The sequence below is a fragment of the Streptomyces milbemycinicus genome, assembly GCF_002154605.1.
Taxonomy (GTDB): Bacteria; Actinomycetota; Actinomycetes; order Streptomycetales; family Streptomycetaceae; genus Streptomyces; species Streptomyces milbemycinicus.
In genome coordinates, this window is sequence record NZ_MUNE01000076.1 from 1 (window position 1) to 18,309 (window position 18,309).

Here is an 18,309-nt window from a genome sequence, read left to right on the forward strand (position 1 = left end):
GTGTCGGGGTGGTGGCGGGCGGCGTCCCCCGGCAGGCGGTCGCGGGGTGGTGCCAGGTGGTCGGCCAGCTCGGTCGGGAAGATCTCGAGGCCGATCGCGGCCTCGGCCCCGATCGCGGTCCGCGCGCCGCCGTCGCCCGCCGCGTCGTGGCGCGGATACCGGACGGTCAGATCTCCCAGCTCAAACATGAGTTGCCCCGTCTCATCCCCGCCTCGCACGTCCGACGGCCGGACGGTAAGCGCTTGCTCCGACACCGGTCAAGGGGTGGGGCGAGTCGTGTTCAAAGCGTTGACGCGCACTCCTCGGCGGCTTATGTTCCCGGTCCGAAGTTACGAGCGGCATTCGAAATAGCGAACAGCGCTGCCTGTGCAGCAGGAATGAGCCGCAATGCAACGATCCTCCCCAACCCGCCGCGGGGTGCTCACCGGGCTCGGCGCCCTCGCCGCCGCCGGCGCCGTGGGCGCGGGTGCCGCCGGTTGCGCCGCGCCCTCGTCTGTCGGCGCGGGCAAGACCCGGCTGCGCTACTGGCATCTCTTCGGCGGTGGCGACGGCGTCAACATGAAAGCGATGCTGGACGCCTACAGCGCGGCTCATCCCTCGATCGGCCTGGAGGCCGCCACGCTCCAGTGGGGCTCCCCGTACTACACCAAGCTCGGCATGGCGGGCGCGGGCGGGCGCGCCCCCGAGGTCGCGGCGCTGCATCTGGCCCGGCTCGCCGGGTTCGCGCCCGGCCGCCTCCTCGACGCCTTCGACCTCGATCTCCTCGCCGATCACGGGGTGACCGCCGACGACTTCCCCGAGGACATCTGGAAGCGCGGCGCGGTCGGCGGCAAGCAGTACGCCATCCCGCTCGACACCCACCCCATGGTGCTCTTCTACAACACCGAGGTGTGCGAGAAGGCCGGGCTGCTCGGCCCCGACGGCAAGCTCAAACCCATCCACGGCGCCGAGGAGTTCACCGCCGCGCTGCGCGCCGCCAAGAAGGCCACCGGAGCGCCGGGGCTGGTCACCGAGACCATCGGCGGCGATGTCGTCGGCCCCTGGCGGGTGTTCTCCACTCTCTACTCCCAGACCGGTGGAAAGGTCCTGTCCGCCGACGGCCGCCGTCTCGCCCTCGATGACGCCAAGGCGCTCAAGGCGCTCGAGTACATGGCCATGCTCGTCGACGAGGGGCTGTGCCACCGCCGCGTCGACTACCCGGGCTCCATCGCCGTCTTCAACGGCGGCAAGACCGCCTTCTACCTCAACGGCGAGTGGGAGATCAGCTCCTTCCGCACGACCAAGCTGCCGTTCTCCATGACCCGGGTGCCGGCCCTCTTCGGCCGCCCCACCGCCCAGGCCGACTGCCACTCCTTCGTCCTGCCCCATCAGAGGGACCGGGGCGGCGAGAGCAATGAAGCGGCCCACGGGTTCGTTGCCTGGATGCTCAAGCACACCGTCGAATGGGCCAAGGGCGGGCATGTGCCGGCGTATCTGCCGACGCTGGAGAACCCCGCGTATCTCAAGCTCCAGCCGCAGTCCGAATACCGCTCGGTCGTCAACGACGTCGCGCTCGACGAGCCCGCCTGGTTCGCCGGCTCCGCCTCCCTCATGTGGATCGAGCTCGGCTCGGCCTTCTCCGGGGTGTTCACCGGCTCCCGTACGCCCCAGAACGCGCTGAAAGAGGCCAAGTCCCGGCTGCGCGAGCTCCTCGACACCCCCAACCCCTTCGGAGGTGCGAAATGAGCGCGCCGACCGTCACCGCGCCCCCGCCCCGTTCCTCCGAGAGCACGGCCATCACCCCGCCCAGGACCGTACGCCGCCACTGGACCGAGCACGGGCTGGTCTTCGTCGCGCCCTTCCTCGTCGTCTACGCGCTCTTCCTCCTCTGGCCGCTGCTGTACGGCGTCAAGATGAGCCTCGGCGACGACAACATCGCCGGCACCGACAGCCACTTCATCGGCTTCGACAACTACGCCGAGGCCCTTCAGGACCCCGACGTCTGGTCCTCGCTGTGGAACACGGTCTGGTTCACCATCCTGTCCACGGTCCCCCTCGTCCTCGTCGGCCTGGGCCTGGCGCTGCTCGCGCACCATCTGCGGGTGGTCCAGTGGCTGTGGCGGCTGAGCTGGTTCGCGCCCTTCCTGCTGCCGTCGGGCGTCGTCGGGCTGCTCTTCATGTGGGTGATCTTCCCGTCCGACTTCGGCTTCGCCGACCAGGCGCTGGCCTCCCTCGGACTGCACCCCGGTATCGGCTGGCTCACCGATGAGCGCTACGCCATGCTGTCCATCGTCGCGACCACCGTCTGGTGGACCGTCGGCTTCAACTTCCTGCTGTATCTCGCCGCGCTCCAGGCCATCCCGCAGCATCTGTACGAGGCGGCGGAGCTGGACGGCGCGGGCGCCTGGGCCAGGCTGCGGAACATCACCCTGCCGATGCTGCGGCGCACCACGGGCGTTGTGGTCGTGCTGCAGATCCTGGCCTCGCTGAAGATCTTCGATCAGGTCTACATCATGACCGCGGGCGGCCCGGACGACTCCACCCGCCCGATCCTCCAGTACGTCTACCAGGCGGGCTTCACCGGCTACCGCATCGGCTACGCCTCCGCCGTCTCGTATCTCTTCTTCGCCCTGATCGTGATCGTCTCCCTGATCCATCTGCGGCTGACCCGCCGCGCGAGTGAGGAAGGCGCGCGGATATGAGCGCGGAGACAGCTGTGACACGGACGAAAACGGGCGCGAGCGCGGACGCCGGCGCGGGCCGCCGGTTCCGCTGGTCCCCGGGCCGGATCGCCATGCTGCTGATCGCGCTCGCGCTGGTGGTGCTGTGGGTGCTGCCGCTGGCGTGGGCGGTGGCCACCTCCCTCAAACCGGAGGGGGAGACCACCACGACGCCGCTGAAGTGGATCGGCTCGACGATTACCTTCGGCGCATACCGCGAGGTGTGGAAGTCGGGCGACATCGCTCAGTGGATGTTCAACTCCGCCTATATCTCGGTCATGACGACCCTGCTGACCGTGGTGCTGTGCGCCATGGCCGCGTACGGCTTCTCGCGCACCGAGTTCCGCGGCCGCAAGGTGCTCTACGGTCTGGTGCTGGCCGGGATCATGGTGCCGCCGCAGGTGCTGATGGCCCCGCTGTTCGCGGAGATGGTCTCCATGGGGCTCGTCGACACCTACTGGGGCGTGATCCTGCCGCAGGTCGCCGTGCCCGCGATGGTCTTCATCCTGGTCAAGTTCTTCGACGGGGTGCCGCGTGAGCTGGAGGAGGCGGCGTTCGTGGACGGGGCGGGGCGGTGGCGGGTCTTCTGGACCATTGTGATGCCGCTGTCCCGGCCGGTGCTCGCGGCCGTGGCGATCTTCACCTTCATCTCGACGTGGAACAACTTCCTGTGGCCGTTCCTGGTCACGACCGACCCGAACGGGATGACGCTGCCGGTGGGGCTGGTCAACGTCCAGTCCTCGTACGGGCTGCGGTACGCCCAGATGATGGCCTCGGTTGTGATCGCCGGTCTGCCGCTGCTGGTGGTCTTCACGCTCTTCCAGCGCCAGATCGTCCGCGGTGTGGCCCATACGGGGCTGGCGGGCCAGTGAGTGTCCCCCCACGGGGTGGTGTCGGTCTGCCCGGCCCGGCAGTCCGCCGGGCAGACCGAACCCACCGGCGACGCTCAGCTCCCCAGCACCACCGTGGTCAGCGACCGCGCCGGCAGCTCGACGCCCAGCTTTCCGCCTCGGACGTCCACCGCGCCGACCCGGCTCAGCGAATGCGTCTCGTCCGTGCGGTACACCGACCCGCGCGCGGAGCCGCCCGCACCGCCGCCCGTCAGCGCGTAGTCAGTCCGCACCGTGTCCGTCCCGGTGTTGAGGATTTCCAGCACCCGCTTCCCGTCCCGGTTGCGGAACGCCGTGATCTTGACGCCCGACGCCTCGGTCGCTGCGGCCACCCGCACCGCCCCCGGCCGGATGAATCTGCTGTACGCGGCCAGGGCCCACAGCCGCTTGGAGACGTGGTAGTCCGCCCCGTCCAGCTGGATCAGCCCGCGCGTGGCTCCGATCGAGGCGCCGAACCAGTACACATACGCGCTGGCGTGGGCGTCCGCGAGCGTGGTGTGGATGGCCTCGGCGACGGCCAGTCCGTCGTAGCCGGAGCCGTCGTCCCATGCCTCGTTCCAGGTGGCGCCGTTCGGGCTCCACTCGGACATCCAGGTGCGGCGGTTGGTCGGCAGCGGCTGGTCGGAGGGGGTGACGTACGGATGGCCGGTGTGCACCCCGACCAACGCCGCGGCCCGCGGATCCGCCTCGATCGCCGCGCTGAACGCCGCCTGCTGGTCCCATCCGGCGGCGTCGCAGCACACCAGGTTGAGCCCGGCCCGCCGCACGGTCGGCCCGAGCGCCTTGACCGTCTGCACCGCCTGCTCGGGCGTGAACTGCATGGACGCATACGAGGTGGACAGGTCCGGCTCGTTGGTGAAGCCGACATCGGTGATGCGGACGCCCTCCTGGCGGTAGAACTTCGCGTACTGCACGAGGTAGTCGGCGTATGCCTGCCGCCACTCCGGCTTGAGCGTGCCGCCGTTCGCGTCCGTGCCGTTGGTCTTCATATAGCCGGGAGCGCTCCAGGCGTCGGCGTAGAAGCGTTTGACGCCGTACGCCTTCGCCTCCTTCGCCAGCCACACCTGGCCGCCGTCGTCGCCGTCCCACTCATAGCGCGGTGTGGCCTCGGGGCCGCCCGGGTCGGTCGGCTGGATCGACTTCATGTGGTCGTAGACGTCGTCCGAGGACGAGCCGACGCCCAGCCGCAGAATGCTCAGACCGGCCCCGGACTTCCGGTCCAGCAGCAGGTCCAGGACCTCCCGCTGATGTTCGGGGGTCAGCCCGCGCGCGCCGTGCATGATGTCGGCGCGCTGGAAGGCCTGCGAGAAGCCGAAGCCGTCGATGGGCTGCTGGCGTTGGCCGAAGTCCACCCGGCCGGCGGTCCCCGCCGCGGTGCCGTCCCCGGCGTGGGCCTCCGGCACGGTCGCCGCCGTGCCCAGGAGGGCGACGGCCAGTGCGCCCGTCACAGCGGCGCGCATCACCTTGATCACAAGAGCGTCCTTTCCCCTGCCTCCGAAAAACTTCCGGAACGTCACCGAAACGTTCGAGGGAACGTAGAGGCAGCTGAGAGGCGAGTCAATCCCCTGGGACGAGGGAGGTGTTGAGGCCACCCATCGCATCGCGTACCGCCATGTGTTTCGGAGGGGCACCGAAAACATTCCGAAGGAGAGCCGAATGATCCACGCCAAGTCCGCGCGCACGCGCGCGGGCAGCCGCTTCCGCAGGGGCCGGCGACTCGCCGTCCTGGCGGCCGCCACGGCCTTCGCCCTGCTGCCGACCAGCGCCTCCGCCTACCCCAATCCGGGCCGGGTGACGGGCGATATCGTCGTGCACGACCCCACCATGATCCGCGCGAGCGACGGCACCTACCTGCTGTACTCCACCCACGGCGGTCTGGAGGCCCGCACCTCCACCGACCGGATCGCCTTCAGCCGCTCGGGGAACGCCTTCAACACCCCGCCGTCGTGGTGGAAGAACTACTCCTCGAGCAATGACCCCTGGGCGCCCGATATCTCGTACCAGGGCGGCAAGTACCTGATGTACTACGCCGTCTCGTCCTTCGGGTCCAGCAACTCCGCGATCGGGTTCGCCACCTCGTCCAGCGGCAAGGCGGGCACCTGGACCGACTACGGCATCGTGCACTCCACCACCGGCAGCAGCAACTACAACGCCATCGACCCCAACCTCTTCGTCGACGGCGACGGCAAGTGGTGGCTGTCCTTCGGCTCGTGGTGGTCGGGGCTGAAGATGATCCGGATCGACCCGTCCACGGGCAAGCAGTACTCCGGCGACAAGACCGTCTACGGCATCGCCTCCCGGCCCACCGGCACCAAGGCCGTCGAGGCGCCCACGGTCGTCAAGCGCAACGGCTACTACTACCTGTTCGCCTCGTACGACACCTGCTGCGCGGGCACCAGCTCCACGTACAAGATCAAGGCCGGCCGCGCCACCAGCCCCACCGGGCCGTACCTCGACAAGAACGGGGTCAACATGATGAACAACGGCGGCTCGGTGGTGCTGGAGTCCCACGGCCGCTACATCGGCCCCGGCGGACAGTCGGTCATGAGCGACGTCGACGGTGACCTGCTCGTCTACCACTATTACGACGGCGAGGACAACGGCACCCCGAAGCTCGGCGTCAACCTGCTGAGCTGGAGCGGGGGTTGGCCGACCGCGTACTGATCATGGTCTGACATGAACCTGACGCTTCGAGGAGGTGTACCAAGGGCAAATCTGGAGACGGATCACGAAGATCCTACGCGCGTAGCGCCTCCGCCCCTCGTCGCGAAGGGGCGGAGGCGCTACGGCACATCACCGACAGAGAGCAGAGATCCATGACGCAAGACCGCACCTGGAACAGACGCCGGTTACTGATGCTCGGCGGCGGCGCCGCGGCGGGCGCCGCGTTCGGACTGGGGGCCAAGGTGGCCACCGCGAGCGAGTCGGCCCCCACCGCCGTACCGACATCCTCGCGCTTCGATCTGACCCAGCCCTCGTACGATCTGTTCCGCCATGCGCGGCTGCACGACGCGAGGGTCCAGCAGTCGTTCTGCTTCGACAACGTCAACCGGCGCCTGTTCGTGGCCCAGCTCAAAGACGGCTCCGCGGACAGCAGCGGCGATCTGTGCATCACCCAGCTGGACTTCTCCGGCAATGAGCTCGGCTATATGTATCTGCTCGGATTCGGACACGCCGTGTCCATCGCCGCGCAGCCCGTGGGCACCAGCACCTATCTGTGGACCGAAGTGGACGTCAACAGCGGCGCCCGCGGCAAACGACTGGCCCGCTTCCGCTGGAGCAGCGGAACGACCCTCTCCAACACCTCCTCCGCGCTGACCAAGCACTCGCCCGTCTCCGACGCGACGGAGACCACCTGCGCGATCGACCCGGTGAACAACCGGATGGCGATCCGCTACCTCAACACCGCGGGCAGCAGGCGGTACGCGATCTTCAATGTGAACGAGGTCGCGGCCGGCAACTACTCCAACCGCCTGGCGGACTTCGCCCAGCCCAGCGACTCGGCCGTCTTCCAGGGCTACACGCTCTACGGAAGCTACGTCTACCAGCTGACCGGCACCGCCTACGGCGCCGACAACCCGTCCCCCGGCAACGCCTACACCTCCAGCGTCAACGTCAACACCGGGGCGCTCACCCAGCGGGCCTTCACCGGGGCGGGCTCCACGCTGACCTACCGCGAACCCGAAGGCATGGGGGTGTACCGGACGGCCGCGGGGGAGGTCCGGCTCTTCCTGGGCTTCGCCTCCGGTGAGGCGGGTGACCGCCGCAGCAACCTCTTCTACAAGAACGTCCTCGTCTGAGCCGAGGCTCGACGCGGCGGGCTCCCGCTCAGCGACTCGTACCGGCAGCCGCTGGGCGGGGGCCCGTATACGGCGCACCAAGGTCACCTGCACCTCGCCCCCAGCAGCGGCTCCCGCCCGGCCTGCCGGCGTAGCTCCGGGCGCTCCGGGTACCTGAGGGAGGTCCGTCCGCCGACGAAGGGAACCGGCAGTGACTGACCGACGACTGGAAGCCCCCGGGGACCATGCCCACGCCGTACCGAGGGACCTGCCCGACCAGCAGGCGCACGACGGCCCGGACCCGCTGGATGTGGACGGCCCGGACGTGGGCGGTGCCGCAGGCCGGTACGGCGCCCCGGACGGCAGCGACGACGACGTGGACCATCCGATTCCGGATGAGCCATCCGGGTGAAGCCGTACAAAATCCGCAAAAGCTGCGAACATAAAGGTAAGGAAACCGCACGAACCGCTCAGCGAATGCGAAGAAGGTGCCCGCCATGGCCAGCGTGGAATGGCACGCCGAGGACGTAACGGTGACCCTCACCGGAAACTCGCGGGACGACGCCGACGTGGTCTTCGACGCACTGCACCACTGCTACCGCTCCGACGACGCGTACGCCGGTCTGCCGGAGCATCCGCTCGAAGGCCACCCGGTGGTGTGGACCTCGACCTTCGAGGTGACCCCGAGCCACCCGGAGCCCGAGCCCACCGCACTCACCGCGCCCATCACGGCCGATCTGCAGGGCTGCCCGTGCCAGGTGGAGCTGATGCGCGAGGTCCTGGCCCGCGCCTTCGCCGTCGAGGACCACGGCAAGGTGGCGGGCGACCAGGAGCGCGAGGTGGAGCTCCGGCTGGTGAGCCGGTAGGACGGCGCCGTCGTCAGACGCCAACGGTCCCGTCGACGCCCTCGCGCAGGAAGTCGGCGTGGCCGTTGTGCCGCCCGTACTCAAGGATCATGTGCAGCATCACCGTGCGCAGCGATACGTCCTGCCCCCACCGCTCGGCGTGGACCGTCACCTCCAGCGACTCGGCCGCCGCCTCGATCCGCCGTGCGTGCTCCACCTCCGCCTGCCAGGCCGCGAACGCCTCGGCCCGCGTGGCCTCCCGCGCGTCGTAGGCCGCCTGGAAGTCGAACGAGTCCGACCATACGAGCGGGATGTCCTCGCCGCCCAGCACCCGGCGGAACCAGTTGCGCTCCACCTCGGCCATATGCCGTACCAGCCCGAGCAGCGAGAGCGTCGAGGGCGGCATCGACTGACGCCGCAGCTCCTCGTCGGACAGGCCGTCGCACTTCTTGGCGAGGGTCGCCCGGTGGAAGTCGAGGAAGCCGCGCAGCGTCTCGCGCTCGTCCGCGGTGGTGGGTATGCGGGGGCGTTCGGTGGTCACGGGTGGGTCCCTTTCGTACGGGCTGATGGTCGCGGAGGCTTTCAGTCCAGCTCGATGAACCGGCTCGCCCACGTCTTGAACTGTTCGTCGTGCTCCTTCAGCCCAGCCTTGAGCACGTCGATGTCCTCCGGCGGTCGCAGCCCGAAGGTCTCGTCCAACCAGGTGACGTACTCCTCGTGGCCCTCGGTGTGCTGCTCGACGAGGTCGGCCCGATCGTCACAGCGCCACAGGGCGTAGTGGGAACCGGAGCGGGTGGCCTTGGCGAAGGGGATGAAGGGGGCCAGGAACTCCGGATCCTCCGACCAGGTGTCCAGGCCGGCGTCCACGCCGTACTCGCACAGCTCGAACCCCGCCGAGTACCAGACCTGACCGATCCGGTCGCTGAACTCCTTGAGCAGGTTCAGTTCCGGGATGGGTGAGTAGACGTCACTCAATGCGATTCCCCCGTGCCTCAGTTGCCGCGGCAGACGCTCTTAGGCCGAGGCAAGTGAATCATGGGGCCGTCGGGTGGCGGTCGTCGAGCCAATTGCCGTGGAAACCGAACGGCACCCGGGCCGGCAGATGGACCGTGGCGACGGGATCCGCGGCGAGGTCGTCCGCGTCCAGGATGACCAGGTCGCTGCGGTCGGTGGCGGCGTCGTGGACGTACGTCATGAGCCAGCCGGGGCCGCCGGCCGTATCGTCGGCGGGGGCGAAGGCCGCCTCGCCGGGGGTGCGGCCGGGGCCGAAGTCGTGCGCGGTCGTGACCCCGGTGGCCAGGTCGTACCGCACCAGTGAGCTGTCGCAGGTCATATGCCCGTACGCGGAGGCGAGCCCGGTCAGCCGGTCGTCGATCCGGGGGAACTCGCCCGGCCGGTCGTCGCACTGCTCCTCGCGGACCGTCCCGGCCGCCGGATCGATCGTCCACTTCCACAGGACCGCGTCCTGGGGCGGGGTGATGCCGTGGCCGGTCCGCCGCCAGATCTCCGGGTAGCGCATCACATGCATCACGATGGTGCCGTCCGGCGCGTCGTAGGCGTTGAGGGAGTGGAAGACGTAGCACGGGTCGATGTCGAACCATCGCACCGCGCCGTGCGGATCGTCGCGGCGCAGCACGCCCAGCCGGGCGCCGTATCCGTCGTCCCAGCTGTAGGGCATGGTGCCGCCGACCGTGGCGAGTTCGGGGTCGAAGACGACGGGCAGGTCCATGAAGACGATGTGTTCGGCGGTCAGGGCGAAGTCGTGCAGCATGGTCGGGCCCGGCACCTCGATGGGCCTGCTGATGACCAGTTCGCCCGTGGCATCGGCCCGGTGGTAGGTGAGATGGGTGGACTCCAGCATCCCGTAGCCGAAGAAATGCAGCTCTCCGGTGGTCGGGCAGGTCTTCGGGTGGGCGGTCATGGCGGTGTGCAGCGTGCCGCCGAAGTCGTAGGGGCCCTGGGTGTCCAGGTCGCGGGTGAGCTCGTAGGGCAGGGTCGTCTCGGACAGGGCCAGGGTGCGGCCGGCGTGCCGTACGACGTGGGTGTTGGCGGGGCCCGCGGCGAGATCGCGGTGGCCCCGCTCGTCGTAGATCCGCGCCCCGTCGGTGCGGCTGCGGGTACGCACCCAGCGGTTGCGGTACGAGACGGCCCGCCCGGCCTCCAGCCGCAGCCCGTGGATCATTCCGTCGCCGAAGAACCAGTGTCCGGAGGCGGCGTCGGCCGGGTTCGGCCCGTTGCGCAGATACCAGCCGGCCAGCTCGGGCGGGATCGTGCCGGTCACCGGCAGGTCGTGGGCGGTGAGTTCTTCGGCGACCGGGGCGTAGTTCCCGGCGAGGTGTCGCGGGGTCATCGGGCGAGCTGCCCGGCCTGCCCGGCCTTGGCCTGGACGTGGGCGACGTAGCGGATGGTGAAGACCATCGGGACGGCGAAGCCCGCGATCTGGACGAGCGTGGCGGGGGTCGAGTGACCGTGTCCGGTGTGCGCCTCGAAGGCGAGCGCGAGGGCGGTCAGGACGAAGGCCCCGGTCCATACGGCGGTGATGATGACATTGGTCCGGATGAACGGCTTGAGGGCCCAGAGCTCGCGCGGGGTGGTGCGCTTGGCGATGCCCAGCGTGAACGGCTTGCCGATGGCCAGCGAGACCCCGGCGATGACCGCCAGCGTGCCCGAGGAGAGGGCCGCGGAGTAGTCGTGCACGCCCGAGTCGTGGTCGGTGAAGGCGACGACGGCCAGGGCGGCGAAGAAAACCGCCGAGCCCAGCTCGATGATCAGCGCGTCGAGCCCGACCCCGTCCCGTACCTGCTGACCGATCAACCCCACCGCGACCACCAGCGCGGCCAGCGCGCCCCACTGCCAGCTCCCGGAGGGCAGTACGGCGAAGACGATCCACGGCAGAAACGTACGCAGGTAGGACATGATCACTCCATTTCGAGGTCCCTCTTCTGACATGTCAAAACTAGAAGGTCCAGCTACGACATGTCAATCATGGAAGGTAGGGTGGGGGCATGAGCCTTCGACACGCACTGCTCGGCCTCCTCTCGGAGCGCCCCGCCAGCGGATACGACCTGCTCAAGCGGTTCGAGACCTCGCTGGCCACCGTCTGGCCCGCGACCCAGAGCCAGATCTATACGGAGCTGACCAAACTGGCGGCCGGCGGACTGATCACGGTGGCCGCCGAGGGGCCACGCGGCCGCAAGGAATACGCCATCGCCGACGGGGGGCTGGCCGAGCTGCGGCACTGGCTGACGGAGACCAAACCGCAGCGGAACACCCGCAGCGACATTCTGCTGCGGGTGTTCTTCCTGGGGGTGCTCAAGCCCGAGCAGGCGCGCGCATACCTGGCCGGACTCGTCGAGATGTCCGAGCAGGGACACGAGGAGCTGCGCCTGCTGGCGGAGTCCATCGACTGGGGCGACGACGATCTGTCGGTCTACGGCCGGATCGCGCTGGAGTACGGCCTGCGGTTCAACGCCATGCGCCGCGAATGGGCCGAGTGGGCGGCCGGTCAGATCAGATAGGCATCAGCGGCTCATATGGCCGTCGGGCGGAGGCGGGCGCCGATGTAGGGGCCCGGCACCCTGGGCCCGTACGGGGCGGCCCAGGGCCGGATCGGGGCCGCCCCGATGCGTGGTCCGGGCCGACTGGCGGAGGGTGGGCGTTGTCACGCCGTTCGGGCGGCGCGCCCGTCGCACTTCAAGAAGGCCGCGAGAATCGTCCCGGCGCACAGGGCGCGCGCCTTCGCCTCCGCGAGCCGGTGCTCCTCGGAGGCAGCCTGGACGCCGTCGGGGCAGGCGGCGAAGGAGCACGCGGCGTGAAGCGGCTCGGCGCGTCCCTTGGGGCGGGGGGTGACGCTGATGCGCAGCGCCGCGTCGTGCTCGGTCTCCCACGCCAGCACCACATGGGTCTCGTCGTGTACGACCGTGCCGGTGACCGGGTCGGCGGCTGTCACGAGCACCGCTTCCCGTCCCTGGGAGAGGATCAACTCGCGCAGGTCGGCGATGAGCAGTTCAACGCGTGGTGATGGAGCGCTGCCGCCCGCCAGCAGGGCCCGCTCCACGGCGGAGGCCGCCTCTGCCACGGCAACGGCACGGCAGGTGTGCGGCTCGCGCCTCGTGCCGCTCGTGTGCTCCACGGCCGGGAAGAGTCCGGTCTTCACGAGCGCGTCGGGCCGCATCATCCAGGGTTCGTTCGGCTCCGGCCGGATGTCCGTGAGAACCATGGGTGCGTCGGGGGCGTCCTCGCTCACCCAGCGGTCGAGCAGATGGACCCGCACCGCGACATCGAGCTGTTCGTTCCAGTCCTCAGCGAGAAGGTCTCCCTCCGGGCTCGATGGTCGGGCTCAACACGCGGACCTCCTGGGGCAGATGGCAGCACAGGAAGTCTCTCTCGCGCCTCCGACAGTCGGGCCGGGCGGTTACGCGGTGCGCGAGGCGTTGACGCGTGGGGAACGGAGATCTTACCGTCTCGTTCGAAGTTGCGATCGGTATCCGAGATCTCGGACAAGATCTCGGAAAAGCGACCACGCAATCAAGCGATCAAGCGAGCAAGCGACAGCGCGCCAGCGCAGGAGAGAGACGCCGCAATGCAGCCGACGCCCCCCAGCAACCGCACCGCCGCCGCCGACACCCCCGCTCCCGCCCGTCCGGCCCGCTTCACCCTCGACCCCGCCTTCGCCGTGGGCGACGTCGACCCGCGTATGTTCGGGTCGTTCGTCGAGCACCTGGGCCGCTGCGTCTACACCGGCATCTACGAACCCGGCCACCCCACCGCCGACGAGGCCGGTCTGCGCACCGACGTCCTGGAGCTGATCCGCGAGCTGGGCGTCACCGTCATCCGCTATCCCGGCGGCAACTTCGTCTCCGGCTACAAGTGGGAGGACGGCGTCGGCCCCGTCGACGAGCGCCCGCGCCGACTCGACCTGGCCTGGCGGTCCACCGAGACCAACCGCTTCGGCCTCGGCGAGTACATCGACTTCCTCCGCAAGGTCGACGGCGAGCCGATGATGGCCCTCAACCTCGGCACGCGCGGCGTGGCCGAGGCGCTGGAGCTGCAGGAATACGCCAACCACCCGTCCGGCACCGCCCTGTCCGACCGCCGTGCCGCACACGGCGACAAGGACCCGTACAACATCCGGCTGTGGTGCCTGGGCAACGAGATGGACGGCCCCTGGCAGACCGGCCACAAGACGGCCGAGGAGTACGGGCGGCTGGCCGCCGAAACCGCCCGCGCCATGCGGCAGATCGACCCGGATGTGCAGCTGGTGGCCTGCGGCAGCTCCTCGCAGTCCATGCCGACCTTCGCCGAGTGGGAGGCGACGGTCCTGCAAGAGGCCTACGACCTCGTCGACTACATCTCCCTGCACGCCTACTACGAAGAGCTCGACGGCGACCGCGACTCCTTCCTCGCCTCGGCCGTCGACATGGAGTCCTTCATCGAGAACGTGGTCGCCACCTGCGACCACGTGGGCGCCCGGCTGAAGTCCAAGAAGAAGATCAACCTCTCCTTCGACGAGTGGAACGTCTGGTACCTGACCCGCTTCCACGGCGCCGAGCCGCCCAACTGGGACGAGGCGCCCCGGCTCCTGGAGGACAACTACTCCGTCACCGACGCCGTCGTCTTCGGCTCGCTGCTCATCGCGCTGCTGCGCCACGCCGACCGGGTCACCGTCGCCTGCCTCGCCCAACTCGTCAACGTCATCGCGCCGATCATGACCGAGCCGGGCGGCCCGGCCTGGAAGCAGACCACCTTCTTCCCGTTCGCGCAGGCCTCCCGCCACGGGCGCGGGCGGGTCCTCCAGGTCAACGTCGACAGCCCGACGCACGAGACGGCCAAGTACGGCGAGGTGCCGCTGCTGCACGCCACCGCCGTCGTGGACGAGGAGACCGGCGAGGTCACCGTCTTCGCCGTCAACCGCGACCAGACGCGGCCGCTGCCGCTGGAGGTGGACCTGCGCGGCCTGTCCGTATCCCGGATCGTCGAGCACAGCGTCCTCGCGGACGCCGACCCCGAGGCCCGCAACACCCTGACCGAGCCCGAGCGCGTCACCCCGCACCCCGCCACCGGCACGGCCCTGGACGGCGGGGTGCTGCGGGCCACGCTGGAGCCGATGTCCTGGAACGTCATCCGGCTGGCGTGAGCGCGGTCAGCGCCGCGCGATAGGCATCCTCCTCCTGCGCGCCTTCGAGGACGGTCCCGCCCTCGAAGGCGACATACGGCACGGTGTCGACCTGGATGCCGAGCGCGCGTACGCGGTCGAGTTCGGCGCGCAGCTCGATCGTGTCGCTGGCGGTGTGGTCCGCCACCACCCCGGTCTCGGCGGCCAGCCGGGCCAGGGTGGTGCGGTCGGAGATCAGCAGCCCGTCGGTGAAGTACGCGCGGAACAGCCGCTCCGCCATCCGCTCCCCGAGCCCCTGCGCGGACGCGCGGGCGACCAGCCGGTGAGCCTCGAAGGTGTTGGTGAACAGGGCGCGTTCGAAGTGCAGCTCCAGACCGTCCGCCACGCCGAAGGAGGTATCCGACGTGACCTGCCGTACGAACGCCTCGCCCCGGGTCCGCCTCCACACCTCGAACAACGGCTCACCGGCGGACGGCGCGTCGGGCTCGGCCTGGAACGGGCGGATGACCATGTCCACCTCGCCGCCGTCGGAGCGGTGGTGGCGGGCGGCCCGGAGAAGGCGGGTGAAGCCGAGGCAGCAACGGACACAGACGAGGTCCATGGAGATCTCAACACGGCGTTTCATTTGCATGCCCATCAGCCTCGGTGCGGCGCGAAGAGACAGGGAGTACAAGGCTCTTCCTGGTAAAAGCGGTACCAGGCTGGGTGCGGGACGCCCGCGGCCTCCGGCCGGATACTGGACCGATGAGCGGGACGAGGAGTGACGGCCCGGGCAGGGACGCGCAGAACGGGCTCGGTGTCGGCGGCGACCTCGCGGGCGCGCTGCGCCGCTGGCGCGACCGGCTGGACCCGGCGACGGTCGGCCTGCCGGCCGGACGCGTGCGCCGCGCGCCGGGGCTACGGCGCCAGGAACTGGCCCAGCTCGCGGGGATGTCCGTCGACTACGTCATCCGCCTCGAACAGGGCCGCGCGACCTCCCCGTCCCCCCAGATCCTGACCGCCCTCGCCCGAGCCCTGCGGCTGTCCGAACCGGAACGCCGCCACCTGTTCCTCCTCGCGGGCCGGCCCGCGCCCACCACCGACCGCATCTCGCCCCACCTCACCCCCGGTGTCCAGCGCATGCTCGACCAGATGCGGGCCACCCCGGTCGGGGTGTACGACGCGGCGTGGACCCTGATCGCCTGGAACCAGCTGTACGCCGCGCTGCACGGCGACCCCTCCGGGCGCTCGGAGCGCGAGCGCAACGTCCTGTGGCGCCACTTCACCGGGCGCCCCGACCGCGTGACCCACACCCCCGAACAACAGGCCCGCTTCGAAACCGCCACCGTCGCCGACCTGCGCTCCGCGACCGCCCGCTACCCCGCCGACCGGCCCTTGCGCACCCTCGTCGCCGACCTGCGCCGCACCAGCGACCACTTCGCCCGGCTCTGGGACTCGCACGCGGTGGGCAGCCACACCATGGACACCAAGACCGTCCACCACCCCGACGTCGGCCCGCTCGTCCTCGACTGCGACGTCCTCAACGCCCCCGGCAGCGACCTCCACGTCGTCATCCACACCGCCGCCCCGGGCACGGATGCGGCGGACAAGCTGAGCCTGCTCGCGGTGATCGGTACACAGGCGATGACGGGAAACGCGTGTGCCTGACCCCGTCGGGGCCAGGCACACGCGGTCCGTCTCGCTGCCGTCTCGCTGCGATATCCGCTAAACGACCAGCCAGAGCAGGCTCGTCAGCAGGAAGCCCGCCACGCCCATCGCCGTCGTCAGGACGGTCCAGGTGCGCAGGCCGTCGCCGACCTCGAGGCCGACCAGGCGGGTGAACATCCAGTAGCCGGCGTCGTTGATGTGCGAGACCGACAGGCCGCCCGCGCCCATTGCCAGGCAGACCAGGGCGAGTTGCTGCGGGGACAGGTCGGTGCGCTGGAGCAGCGGGGTGATCAGGCCGGCCGTGGTGACCAGGGCCACCGTGGTGGAGCCCTGTACCGCGCGCAGCAGCATCGTCATCGCGAAGGCCAGGGCCAGCAGCGGCAGGCCCGTACGGTCCAGGACGTCGGCCACGGCGTCGCCGATGCCGGTCTTCACCAGCACCTTGCCGAAGACACCGCCCGCGCCCGCCACCAGGATCACCATGGCCACGCCCGGCAGCGCCGAGCCCATGACCTCGGAGATACGGGCGCTCGACCAGCCGCGCCGGGCGCCCAGGAAGTACGCGGCGAGCGCCGCCGCGACGAGCAGGGCGACCATCGGGGCGCCCAGGACGGTGAGGATGGCGCGGAGGGTGGAGCCCTCGGAGAGGAAGTTGGTGCCGATGGTGCCGAGGAGGATGAGGACGATCGGGGTGACGATCAAGGACACCACCATGCCGAAGGACGGCGGGTTCTCCGCGCCCTCGACCACGGCCTTGGGCGCGGGCCCGGCCCCGGCCCCGGACCCGTGCTCGTCCCCGTCGCCGAACACCTTCGCGTACACATCGGCCGTCATCGGGTACTCGCGGCGCGTCATCCGCTTGGCGAACAGATAGCCCAGCAGGATCACGACCGCCGTCACCGGAATGCCGAACAGCAGCACCCAGCCCTGGTCGGCCCCGATCGTCGTGGCCGCCGCCACCGCGCCCGGGTGGGGCGGCAGGAAGGCGTGCACGGTGAGCATCGCCGCGCCCATGGGCAGGGCGTACACCAGCAGCGGCTTGCGCGACGCGCGGGCCACGCCGTACGCGATCGGCATCAGGATGATCAGGCCGACCTCGAAGAAGACCGGGATGCCGAGCAGAAACCCGGCCGCGGTGAGCGCGAGCGGGGTGCGGCGTTCGCCGAAGCGGTCCATGAGCGAGTGGGCCAAGGACGCGGCGCCGCCGGACAGTTCGATGATGCGGCCGATCATCGCGCCGAGGGCGATGATCGTGGCTATGTGGCCGAGCGTCGAACCCATGCCCTCTTCGATGGTGGCCACCAGTTCGGCGGCCGGGACGCCCGCTGTGAGCGCCACGCCGATGGAGACGACGACCAGGGCGACGAAGGGCTGGATCTTCGCCTTGATGATCATGAGTAGCAGGAGGGCCACGCCCCCCGCCGCCACCGTCAGAAGCGCGCCGTGGCTCATCGGTCTTCTCCTCTCGGGGACAGGACCGTCACGATGGAGGAGTCGTCGCGGGCCGCGAGCCCGGCCCGCTCGCCCAGCAGATACAGCTGCTCGGCGGCGGAGGCCAGCGGCACCGGCACATGCGCGTTCTTCGCGATGCCGGTCACGATGCCCATGTCCTTGACGAAGATGTCGAGGCGGGAGCGGACCTCGACGGCGTCCGCCTCGTCGCCGTACGCCTGCGCCATGCGCGGCCCGCGGTCGGCGAACATGAACGAGCCCGCCGCGCCCTGGCTCAGGCTGTCGATCACGGTCTGCGGGTCGAGACCGAGGCCGCGCGCGAGGGCCACGGCCTCGGCGGCGGCGGCGATGTGCACGCCCGCGAGCAGCTGGTTGATGGCCTTGAGGGCCTGGCCGTCGCCGGGCTTGTCACCGATGACCGTCAGGGTGGAGGCGAGCCGGTCCAGCACCGGGCGGGCCACCTCGAGGGCGGCCGGCTCCGCGCCGACCACGATCAGCAGATCGCCGTTCCCGGCGCGGGTCGGGCCGCCGCTGACCGGGGCGTCCACGAGCCGTACGTCCTTGCCCCGCTCGGCGAGCGCGGCGGCGGTGGACCGGGCGGCCTCCGGGCCGACGGTGCTGGTGAGCACCACTACGGCACCGGCCTTCAGCGTCTGGGCGGCGCCCGACTCGCCGAACAGCGCGCCGTCGACCTGGGCCTGGTCGCGTACGGCCAGCACGACGACGTCGGCGTCGCGGGCCGCGTCGGCCGGGGTGGCGGCCTCCGTGGCCCCGTGCTCGACGGCGAGCGCGCGGCGCTCGGCCGCGATGTCGAATACGGCCACCGGGAACGCCCCGGCCAGCCGCCGCGCCATGGGCAGCCCCATGGCGCGACGGCTGGCC

20 protein-coding genes are annotated in these 18,309 nt (G+C 70.2%); 10 read left to right on the plus strand and 10 right to left on the minus strand.

Annotated elements, in window-relative coordinates:
* A partial coding sequence (locus tag CCN51_RS07135; protein ID WP_143675739.1) for a hypothetical protein occupies positions 1-188 on the minus strand: 188 nt, incomplete at its 3' end.
* Positions 189-387: 199 nt separating this feature from the next.
* Between CCN51_RS07135 and CCN51_RS07140 the strand changes: the two genes are divergently transcribed.
* Genes CCN51_RS07140 through CCN51_RS07150 form a run of 3 tightly spaced genes read left to right on the plus strand, consistent with a single transcriptional unit; the run spans position 388 to position 3,571 of the window.
* Positions 388-1,725: an extracellular solute-binding protein gene (locus tag CCN51_RS07140; RefSeq protein WP_014179969.1), complete on the plus strand. Its 1,338-nt coding sequence runs from the start codon at positions 388-390 to the stop codon at positions 1,723-1,725.
* Positions 1,722-2,681: a carbohydrate ABC transporter permease gene (locus CCN51_RS07145; RefSeq protein WP_014179970.1), complete on the plus strand. Its 960-nt coding sequence runs from the start codon at positions 1,722-1,724 to the stop codon at positions 2,679-2,681. Before CCN51_RS07140 ends, CCN51_RS07145 begins: the two co-directional genes overlap by 4 nt.
* On the plus strand, positions 2,678-3,571 hold the full coding sequence (locus CCN51_RS07150; RefSeq protein WP_014179971.1) for a carbohydrate ABC transporter permease: 894 nt from the start codon (positions 2,678-2,680) through the stop codon (positions 3,569-3,571). The genes CCN51_RS07145 and CCN51_RS07150 overlap by 4 nt, the downstream gene beginning before the upstream one ends.
* Before the next feature lie 74 nt (positions 3,572-3,645).
* Here CCN51_RS07150 and CCN51_RS07155 read toward each other — a convergent pair whose 3' ends face one another.
* Entirely contained in the window at positions 3,646-5,061 is a 1,416-nt protein-coding gene (locus CCN51_RS07155) for a glycoside hydrolase family 30 protein (protein ID WP_014179972.1), read from the minus strand.
* A gap of 184 nt (positions 5,062-5,245) precedes the next feature.
* Between CCN51_RS07155 and CCN51_RS07160 the strand changes: the two genes are divergently transcribed.
* The 4 genes from CCN51_RS07160 (at position 5,246) to CCN51_RS07175 (ending at position 8,234) form a co-directional block, all read left to right on the plus strand.
* Positions 5,246-6,253, plus strand: coding sequence for an arabinan endo-1,5-alpha-L-arabinosidase (locus tag CCN51_RS07160; protein WP_014179973.1), 1,008 nt, complete (start codon positions 5,246-5,248; stop codon positions 6,251-6,253).
* 152 nt (positions 6,254-6,405) lie between these two features.
* Positions 6,406-7,389: a phage baseplate protein gene (locus tag CCN51_RS07165; protein WP_043487680.1), complete on the plus strand. Its 984-nt coding sequence runs from the start codon at positions 6,406-6,408 to the stop codon at positions 7,387-7,389.
* A gap of 190 nt (positions 7,390-7,579) precedes the next feature.
* Positions 7,580-7,780, plus strand: coding sequence for a hypothetical protein (locus tag CCN51_RS07170; RefSeq protein WP_014179975.1), 201 nt, complete (start codon positions 7,580-7,582; stop codon positions 7,778-7,780).
* Positions 7,781-7,865: 85 nt separating this feature from the next.
* Complete coding sequence (locus tag CCN51_RS07175; RefSeq protein ID WP_014179976.1) at positions 7,866-8,234, plus strand: hypothetical protein; 369 nt, start codon at positions 7,866-7,868, stop codon at positions 8,232-8,234.
* Positions 8,235-8,247: 13 nt separating this feature from the next.
* Here the strand turns inward: CCN51_RS07175 and CCN51_RS07180 are convergent, their stop codons facing one another.
* Genes CCN51_RS07180 through CCN51_RS07195 form a run of 4 tightly spaced genes read right to left on the minus strand, consistent with a single transcriptional unit; the run spans position 8,248 to position 11,129 of the window.
* Positions 8,248-8,754 (minus strand): DinB family protein, encoded by a 507-nt coding sequence (locus tag CCN51_RS07180; RefSeq protein ID WP_014179977.1) that lies wholly within the window; start codon positions 8,752-8,754, stop codon positions 8,248-8,250.
* A 41-nt stretch (positions 8,755-8,795) separates the two neighbouring features.
* Positions 8,796-9,188: a hypothetical protein gene (locus tag CCN51_RS07185; protein ID WP_014179978.1), complete on the minus strand. Its 393-nt coding sequence runs from the start codon at positions 9,186-9,188 to the stop codon at positions 8,796-8,798.
* Positions 9,189-9,246: 58 nt separating this feature from the next.
* Complete coding sequence (locus CCN51_RS07190) at positions 9,247-10,563, minus strand: carotenoid oxygenase family protein (protein ID WP_014179979.1); 1,317 nt, start codon at positions 10,561-10,563, stop codon at positions 9,247-9,249.
* Positions 10,560-11,129: a hypothetical protein gene (locus tag CCN51_RS07195; protein WP_043487683.1), complete on the minus strand. Its 570-nt coding sequence runs from the start codon at positions 11,127-11,129 to the stop codon at positions 10,560-10,562. Before CCN51_RS07195 ends, CCN51_RS07190 begins: the two co-directional genes overlap by 4 nt.
* 89 nt (positions 11,130-11,218) lie before the next feature.
* On the opposite strand from CCN51_RS07195, the gene CCN51_RS07200 reads away from it, so the two are divergent.
* Entirely contained in the window at positions 11,219-11,731 is a 513-nt protein-coding gene (locus tag CCN51_RS07200) for a PadR family transcriptional regulator (RefSeq protein WP_014179981.1), read from the plus strand.
* Between the two features lie 143 nt (positions 11,732-11,874).
* Here CCN51_RS07200 and CCN51_RS07205 read toward each other — a convergent pair whose 3' ends face one another.
* On the minus strand, positions 11,875-12,486 hold the full coding sequence (locus tag CCN51_RS07205; RefSeq protein WP_014179982.1) for a hypothetical protein: 612 nt from the start codon (positions 12,484-12,486) through the stop codon (positions 11,875-11,877).
* Between the two features lie 309 nt (positions 12,487-12,795).
* Between CCN51_RS07205 and arfA the strand changes: the two genes are divergently transcribed.
* The gene (gene arfA, locus CCN51_RS07210) at positions 12,796-14,349 is read left to right on the plus strand and encodes an arabinosylfuranosidase ArfA (protein ID WP_014179983.1); all 1,554 of its coding nucleotides are present in this window, start codon (positions 12,796-12,798) and stop codon (positions 14,347-14,349) included.
* Here arfA and CCN51_RS07215 read toward each other — a convergent pair.
* Positions 14,333-14,953: a DsbA family oxidoreductase gene (locus CCN51_RS07215; RefSeq protein WP_238545479.1), complete on the minus strand. Its 621-nt coding sequence runs from the start codon at positions 14,951-14,953 to the stop codon at positions 14,333-14,335. The genes arfA and CCN51_RS07215 overlap by 17 nt on opposite strands.
* Before the next feature lie 119 nt (positions 14,954-15,072).
* Between CCN51_RS07215 and CCN51_RS07220 the strand changes: the two genes are divergently transcribed.
* Complete coding sequence (locus CCN51_RS07220; protein ID WP_014179985.1) at positions 15,073-15,975, plus strand: helix-turn-helix transcriptional regulator; 903 nt, start codon at positions 15,073-15,075, stop codon at positions 15,973-15,975.
* 57 nt (positions 15,976-16,032) lie between these two features.
* On the opposite strand, the gene CCN51_RS07225 is transcribed toward CCN51_RS07220, so the two are convergent.
* Positions 16,033-17,427: a GntP family transporter gene (locus CCN51_RS07225; RefSeq protein ID WP_014179986.1), complete on the minus strand. Its 1,395-nt coding sequence runs from the start codon at positions 17,425-17,427 to the stop codon at positions 16,033-16,035.
* Complete coding sequence (locus CCN51_RS07230; RefSeq protein ID WP_014179987.1) at positions 17,424-18,293, minus strand: NAD(P)-dependent oxidoreductase; 870 nt, start codon at positions 18,291-18,293, stop codon at positions 17,424-17,426. The genes CCN51_RS07225 and CCN51_RS07230 overlap by 4 nt, the downstream gene beginning before the upstream one ends.
* Positions 18,294-18,309: the final 16 nt, after the last annotated feature.